The sequence below is a fragment of the Phenylobacterium sp. genome (assembly GCF_031360265.1).
In the GTDB taxonomy this organism is placed as follows: domain Bacteria; phylum Pseudomonadota; class Alphaproteobacteria; order Caulobacterales; family Caulobacteraceae; genus Phenylobacterium.
The window spans coordinates 1-1,956 of sequence record NZ_JANMBF010000014.1; the positions used below are offsets into that span (position 1 = coordinate 1).

A 1,956-nucleotide genomic window follows, 5' to 3' on the forward strand; every position below is an offset into this window, starting at 1 on the left:
CGTCATTGGCTTTCGCGCCTCACAGGTCATGAAGGCGCGGGTCGACCGCGCGCTCTCCCGGTGAGGTGGGTTCGGTGAGGGCGGCCTAGCCCATGGCCCAGGGCCCGGAAGCCTTTCGGACCATCTCCGAAGCGGCGGACGAGCTGAACGTGCCCCAGCACGTGCTGCGCTTCTGGGAGACCAAGTTTGCCTTCATCCGCCCGATGAAACGAGCCGGCGGCCGCCGGTTCTATCGGCCCGCCGACATCGCTGTGCTTCGCGGCGTGCGCACCCTGCTGCATGGCGAGGGCTACACCATCAAGGGCGTCCAGCGCCTGCACCGCGAACAGGGCATCAAGCGGCTTGTCTCGGCGGGCCGTGGAGGGGGCGCCTCTCGGGCGGCGGGCCAGATCGCGCCGTTGGCCGTCGGCGGACAGGGCGCGCTCCTCGACACCCTCCACGACCTTGAAGCCGTCAAGGCCCGCCTGGATGCTCTGCTGAGATAACACCTACTTCCGCCGATCTGATCTTCCCCCAAAAAGGTGGACGGGGTTAAGCCGCTACGTAGGCAGTGGTCGCAACCCAAACACTTTTACGGCCTGTTCGGCGGGCATCCTCGCCAGCCAGCGGTTTGCGGCTGCGAGGCCCTTCTCGCCCTCGAAACGGAATCCCACCATTCCAGGCTCTTCAAACGTACACGTCAGTCCCTGGTCAGCATAGGCTGCGCTGGCGATGCGCATGAGCATGAATTTCGCGTAAGGCGGGCGCGGGTCGGGAAACACCGACCGGAACGCCGGGCCGGGGTCTGCGATCGGGATGCCCCGCCGATGTTCCCTCTGGGCCTGGTACGCGACTTGGTCGGCCATCTCAAGCGTGGCGACGCCGACCTTCTTGTCCGTGAAAGCTGTGACGACCTGCCGCTTGAGCGGCCGCGGGAGATCGGGCGCATCGACCGTAAACGCCAGACCCGGAAATATGTCCATTATCTGTGGGGAGAGGCGCTCCGAGGTCTCGAACACGATCGCAATATCGTCAGGTATTTTGGGCAAGCTGCTGATGTGGTCCACGACCTCCTTCACCAGCATGCCCCGCATCGCCTTGAGGGCATCAACCCCTGGCAGTGCCATGGGCGGCGCCTCGCAAATGTAGGCGAACCGGCGCAGCCGTGTGGTTGAGAAGAAGGCGTCGATCGCCAACTGCTGTTCCGCGGTCAGGACATCGCGCGACGCGTGGAGTCGAGCTTCCTCTCCGCCGAAATGGTCCCGCTTCAGGCGCTTCCATGCCCGGTCGACGCGCAAGATCTCGGGGCCATATCCAGCCACGCCGGCAAACCCGAACAGGCTGTGTCCACGCCACGTCTCGAGACCAGTCTCGTCAACATAGATCCGGTAGGAAAGGCGGGTGATGTGGTCGTCGGAGATCGGCAGGGCGCTAAACCTGGCGCGAGCAGATGGCTTCTTCGCGGGGATCGGTGACGTTTCAGCCATGCCCCACCATACAGGCCTGAGGCTCTCGCTACACAATGCCGTTACCTGAGGTGTAACCTGAGACCCTCAATCCGGTCCGATTTGCCGCCCTCGAAAATCAGCTAAGTGCTTGATTTTGCGATGGTCGGAGCGACAGGATTTGAACCTGCGACCCCTTGACCCCCAGTCAAGTGCGCTACCAGGCTGCGCTACGCTCCGACGCCTCGCGGCGAGCGGCCCTTCTAACGGCTTATGGGCTCAGGGCAAGACGGAAACGCCGAGCCCTAACGCCGCCAGCGTCCGGTGTTCATCCAGCTGATCAGCGGCAGGATCGGGATGCCCCAGCCGATGCCGGCGAATACATAGAAGGCCATGCGCGCGGCCCAGTGCTGGGGGATGTGGTCGCTGATCAGCGTCATGGCGGTGATGTAGGCCGCCAGGAAGGCCATGATGCCGACCAGGCCGACCAACTTTCGCACGCGCTCGCTCATGGGCCGGCTCATAGACGGCG

3 protein-coding genes and 1 tRNA gene are annotated in these 1,956 nt (G+C 64.2%); 1 reads left to right on the forward strand and 3 read right to left on the reverse strand.

What is annotated here, in order from left to right; all coding sequences use genetic code 11:
• The first annotated feature begins 92 nt into the window (after nt 1-92).
• Nucleotides 93-485: a MerR family transcriptional regulator gene (locus RMN86_RS01075; RefSeq protein ID WP_309603973.1), complete on the forward strand. Its 393-nt coding sequence runs from the start codon at nt 93-95 to the stop codon at nt 483-485.
• A gap of 54 nt (nt 486-539) precedes the next feature.
• Here RMN86_RS01075 and RMN86_RS01080 read toward each other — a convergent pair whose 3' ends face one another.
• The 3 genes from RMN86_RS01080 to RMN86_RS01090 all read right to left on the reverse strand — a co-directional run.
• Nucleotides 540-1,466 carry a hypothetical protein gene (locus RMN86_RS01080; protein WP_309603974.1) on the reverse strand — a complete coding sequence of 309 codons (927 nt, stop codon included), beginning with the start codon at nt 1,464-1,466 and terminating at the stop codon, nt 540-542.
• A 121-nt stretch (nt 1,467-1,587) separates the two neighbouring features.
• Nucleotides 1,588-1,664: transfer RNA gene (locus tag RMN86_RS01085), tRNA-Pro, on the reverse strand.
• 65 nt (nt 1,665-1,729) lie between these two features.
• Nucleotides 1,730-1,956, reverse strand: a 227-nt coding sequence (locus RMN86_RS01090) for a DUF2842 domain-containing protein (RefSeq protein ID WP_309603975.1), incomplete at its 5' end; no start/stop codon positions are given.

Excerpts from the sequence above, each read along its gene's own strand:
- RMN86_RS01075 (WP_309603973.1), top strand. The coding sequence starts at position 93 with ATGGCCCAGGGCCCGGAAGCCTTTCGGACCATCTCCGAAGCGGCGGAC.
- RMN86_RS01080 (WP_309603974.1), bottom strand. The coding sequence starts at position 1,466 with ATGGCTGAAACGTCACCGATCCCCGCGAAGAAGCCATCTGCTCGCGCC.